Source organism: Agromyces sp. NPDC055520, from assembly GCF_053619715.1.
In genome coordinates this window covers 1-4,883 of record NZ_JBSHJY010000081.1, presented here as the reverse complement: position 1 = coordinate 4,883, position 4,883 = coordinate 1, and the positions used below count along the sequence as shown (strand labels likewise).

Annotated in this window: 4 protein-coding genes; 1 reads left to right on the top strand and 3 read right to left on the bottom strand. The window is 66.6% G+C overall.

Features of this window, described 5'->3' with window-relative positions; translation table 11 throughout:
* Positions 1 to 176 precede the first annotated feature (176 nt).
* The 3 genes from ACWGST_RS16870 to ACWGST_RS16860 all read right to left on the bottom strand — a co-directional run bounded on the left by ACWGST_RS16870 (position 177) and on the right by ACWGST_RS16860 (position 2,078).
* The gene (locus ACWGST_RS16870) at positions 177 to 1,109 is read right to left on the bottom strand and encodes a DUF559 domain-containing protein (RefSeq protein WP_452047823.1); all 933 of its coding nucleotides are present in this window, start codon (positions 1,107 to 1,109) and stop codon (positions 177 to 179) included.
* A 265-nt stretch (positions 1,110 to 1,374) separates the two neighbouring features.
* On the bottom strand, positions 1,375 to 1,848 hold the full coding sequence (locus ACWGST_RS16865) for a RidA family protein (RefSeq protein ID WP_452047822.1): 474 nt from the start codon (positions 1,846 to 1,848) through the stop codon (positions 1,375 to 1,377).
* A 2-nt stretch (positions 1,849 to 1,850) separates the two neighbouring features.
* Positions 1,851 to 2,078 carry a hypothetical protein gene (locus ACWGST_RS16860; protein ID WP_452047821.1) on the bottom strand — a complete coding sequence of 76 codons (228 nt, stop codon included), beginning with the start codon at positions 2,076 to 2,078 and terminating at the stop codon, positions 1,851 to 1,853.
* 124 nt (positions 2,079 to 2,202) lie between these two features.
* On the opposite strand from ACWGST_RS16860, the gene ACWGST_RS16855 reads away from it, so the two are divergent.
* Entirely contained in the window at positions 2,203 to 4,836 is a 2,634-nt protein-coding gene (locus tag ACWGST_RS16855; protein ID WP_452047820.1) for a transglycosylase domain-containing protein, read from the top strand.
* Positions 4,837 to 4,883: the final 47 nt, after the last annotated feature.

Sequence of the window (4,883 nt, the reverse complement as noted above, 5' to 3'; positions counted from 1 at the left end):
CCCTCCTGTGCTCCCTGCGCCGTCTTACTGTCTTACTGTCTTGCTGTCTTGCTGTCTCGCTGCGTCGCTGCGCGCTGCGCGCGTTCGTAGGACGATCTGGCCCGTTGTAGGACGCTTCCGCAGGAGCACGTCCTACGAAGTGGCGCATGACCTGCATCGCCAACGGGCGAGCAGCGTCACGACGCGTGAAATCGTCTACTCCTGAGGTATCGGCCGGAGCGGACGATCCCCAAGACCGTCGACTCGATCATCGGCCACTCGCGAAGCACATGGTCACGGCTGTAGCGCAGCACGATGTAGCCCATCCGACGCAGGCGATCGTCTTGGCGAAGGTCTCGGTTGTGCTGCTTTCGTGTCGTATGCGGCCCGTACCCGTCGATCTGCAGAACCAACGCGGTGCCGATGAGGCCATCGACGGGATGCCCATCGATCGTCACCTGCGGCACCATGACGATGCCGCGTCGGGCGAGCCGCATCCGCGCGACGGTCTCCGCGTCGGTGTCGGCGGCCGGGTCGGCGTGCGCGAGTACGCGAGCCATCGCGGGATCGGTCGCCGCGAGCTCGCCGATCTCGCCGAGTTCGATCAGTCGCCGCCGCAGAGCTGAATCGACCACGATGACCGCCTGCTCGAGCGGCTGGCAGTGCGCGATCGTGAGCAGGGTGTTCGCAACCGACTGGATCGGCGCGCGAACCCGTGGTGCCGCGCCGGGTTCTGGATGCCTCGTCCAGTGCGTGCGGAGCGGCACAACGCACTCGAGATTCGGCGGCGTGCTCGCGTCGACGCGAGGCGTGTTTCGGGCGGCGCTGACGTGGAGCTCGTCGGTCTCGAGATCCCACATGCCGTGCACCGCCGCCGCGGACACGCATCCGAGCGTGACACCGACGTGCGCCGCGCGAACCAGACGGGCGTCGCAGTTCGGTGCAGCGAACCAATCTCGTCGGACGCGACGGAGCCAGCCCTGACCGACCGCCGCTCGAACCGCACGGTCTGAGACGCCCAGCGCCTGCAGTTGCACTCGGTGCACGATTCGCAGCGGTCCCAGAGCTTGCACCACGCGGGTGAGCTCGGCCGCAGATGGGGTGTAGTGCACCCGTTCGAGCGGACTCATGCTCGAAGCATCTCGTCAAATCGAACGGATGCTTCGACCAGACGCCGAATCTGTACACAGTGCCCGCCCGTCCGCGCCTGTGGAGGAGGAGTCGGTGTGCGCGTGCCGACGCGCAGGGTGCGCGTGCCGACGCGCAGGGTGCGCCGGAAGATGTAGGACAGGAGGCGCTTTGTAGGACGGCAGCGGTGCTGCGCGTCCTACGAAGCGGGGTTCGTCCTACATTGCCCGCGCAGCGCGACGCGGCGCCGCGCAGTGCGGCGCGCGCCTAGGCGAATTCGACGATGAGCTCGAGTTCGACCGGGGAGTCGAGCGGCAGCACCGCGACCCCGACCGCCGAGCGCGCGTGGCGTCCCGCCTCGCCGAAGATCTCCCCGAGCAGCTCGGATGCGCCGTTGATGACACCCGGCTGGCCGGTGAACGAGGGGTCGGATGCCACGAAGCCGACGAGCTTCACGATGCGCACGACCCGGTCGAGCGAGCCGATCTCGGCGCGAACCGCCGCGAGCGCGTTGAGCGCCGCGGTGCGGGCGTACGCCTTGGCGTCGTCGGCGGGAACGAGACCGTGCCCGTCGCCGACCTTGCCGGTGGCAGGCAGCGCGCCGGAGGTGAACGGCAACTGACCCGAGGTGTAGACGAGCGAGCCGGTGACCACGGCCGGCACGTATGCGGCCACGGGCGGCGCGACATCGGGCAGCTCGATGCCGAGTTCGGTCAGGCGGGATTCGAACGTGTTCGCCATGGTCACGCCTCGCCCTCGAACTGCTTGGCGGCCTCGGCTGCCGCAGCGGCACCGGCGGATGCCGCGGCCGACGACGCACCGCCGGTGGGGCGCTTCAGGTAGGCGACGAGGCCGCCCTCGGGGCCCTGCACGACCTGCACGAGCTCCCACCCCTCCGAGCCCCAGTTGTTCAGGATCGCCGCCGTGTTGTGGATCAGCAGCGGGGTGGTGATGTACTCCCAGGTCGTCATGATTCCTCTGTCTCTGTTTCGAGTGCGTCGGCGCGCCTCCGCGGCAGGCAACGCTCAGCCTGCATAGCGAGATTTGCCAGCCTTCTCCGTTAAGCTCCACTATATGTCTGCCCAAAAACGTACGATGAGCGACCTCGGTGCCGGAATCCTCGGCATCGTCGGGATGAGCGCTCTCGCCGGCATTCTCGTGACCGCCGCGGTGACTCCTGCCCTCGCCGTCACCGGTATGGCCGCGAACAACAGCATCTCCCTGTTCGAGAACCTGCCCGGATACCTCGAGCCGGCGGAACTGGCCCAGCGGTCGAACATCTACGCGACGCAGGCCGACGGTTCTCCGTACCTCCTCGCCTCGTTCTTCGACGACAACCGTGAAGAGGTCGCCTGGGAGGCGATCAGCCAGTACGTGAAAGACGCAGCGGTCGCGGGTGAGGACCCCCGTTTCTACGAGCACGGCGGCGTCGACATCCAGGGCACCGTGCGCGGCGCCCTGAAGACCGTGAGCGGCGAAGACACGCAGGGCGGCTCCTCGATCACGCAACAGTACGTGAAGAACGTGTTGATCAACAACAACACGGCGAAGGCGACGAACCAAGAGGAGTTCGAGAAGGCCTACGACGAGGCGACCGAGGTCAGCGTCTCGCGCAAGCTGAAAGAGATCCGCTACGCGATCGCCCTCGAGAAGGAGTACTCGAAGGACGACATCCTCAAGGGCTACTTGAACATCGCCGCATTCGGCGGACGCGTGTACGGCATCGAGTCGGCCGCGCAGTACTACTACTCGAGGACCGCGGCGACCCTATCACTGCCCGAGGCGGCGAGCCTCATCGCGATCGTGAACTTCCCCGATGCGTTACGGCTCGACCAACCCGAAGATGAGACGAACGGCGCTGCATCGGTCAACGACAAGGGTGAGCCGACGCCGTATGCCGCGAACAAGGATCGTCGCGACTACATCCTCGACAGGATGCTCGAGTACAAGAAGATCACGCCTGAAGAACACGCGGCGGCCGTCGCGACGCCGGTCACGCCGGTCATTCACCCACCGAGCACCGGCTGCCAGTCGGCTGGAGATTCCGCCTACTTCTGCGACTACGTCACCTGGGTGATCAAGAACAAATTCGATGACCCTGCCACCAAAGACGTCAACGAGGGCACACGCATGCTGCAGAAAGGCGGGCTCGATATCTACACGACGCTCGACCTCGAACTGCAGGCCGAAGCCGTCGCGGCTATGCGCGAGAACGTCCCGTTCGCCGACCCCCGGCTGGATGTCGGTTCGGCGGCAGTCAGCGTCGAGGTCGGCACCGGCAAGGTGCTCGCGATGACGCAGAACAAGAACTACACGCAAGACCCCGACGTCATCGCCGCCAGTGCGGGCGACTACAGCTCGCTCAACTACAGCACCGATTATGCGTATGGTGGGTCTCTCGGGTTCCAGCCTGGGTCGACGTTCAAGGTGTTCACCCTCGCCGAGTGGCTGAACGAGGGCCATTCGCTGCGTGAGTCGTTCAACGGAAGCCGACGCAACTTCACCTCCTTCCCCGCGGCCTGCTACGGCGGGTGGAAGGGAGACTACGACCCCAAGAACGACGACGGGAGGGGGGCGAACAACGCCGTCGATGCCACGAAATACTCAGTGAACACCGCGTTCATAGCGATGGCGCAGCAGCTGGACCTCTGCAAGATCCGCGACACGGCACAGGCGTTCGGTGTTCGCCGCGCCGACGGCCTCGACCTCGGGCAGCGGTTCGCCTACAACGACGAAACCGGTGAGGCCCTCTACAACGAAGACGGTTCGCGAATGATCGACACCGGCGCCGTCTTCGGCCCGGGTGCGATCCTCGGCACTGAGGAGGTCTCTCCGCTCAGTATGGTGAGCGCCTTCGCCGGCGTCGCCAACAACGGCGCAACGTGCGCTCCCGTCGCCATCGCCAGAATCGTCGACAGCGAGGGCGTGGAGCAGCCCGTACCGCAGACCGAGTGCCCGCAATCGGTGACACCCGAAGTCGCCCATGCGATGGGCTACGCCATGGCCCAGACGTTCAGCGGCACCGCGAGCGCATCGAACACCGGCACCGGCGTGCCGCACATCGGCAAGACAGGTACGACCGACAACAACGAGGGCACCTGGATGAACGGTGCCTCCACCCGCGTCGCGACCGCCGTCTGGGTGGGCAACGTCACCGGTCACGTCAACCTCAGGCAGTTGAGCTTCGACAGCGGCGAGGCCGCTACCGCTCGACACCGCATGTGGAAGCGCATCATGACTCTCGCCGACAACAAGTACGGCGGCGCCGAGTTCCCAGAACCTGATCCGTCGGCGTTCAAGCAGGTGCTCGTCGACATCCCCGTGGTGGCCGGCCTCTCGTTCGACGCCGCGAAGCAGGCGCTCGAGGCCGCGGGCTTCGTCGCCGAAGACGGCGGGCAGCAGGATTCGAACCTGCCAGCGGGCACGGTTTCGGGCACCGACCCGGCCGGGCAGGCCGGCAAGGGCACGACGATCCGCATCTTCACGAGCAACGGCTCGATTTCGGGTGTGCCCGACGTCGTCGGCATGACGCAAGACGAGGCCGAGGCCGCGCTCAAGCAGGCCGGCTTCAAGGTGCAACGACAGAACGAGAACACCCTCGATCCGCTGAAGGTCGGCATGGTGCTCTCGCAGAACCCGGCCGGCGGCGGCTTCGCCAAGCCCGGCGACCAGATCACCATCACGGTCGGCAAACTCGGCGGGGGCGGCGACGCTCCCGGCGGCGACTAGTCGCCCGTGGCCGCGGGTCGCACGTCACCCGCCGCGGCGATCGCCAT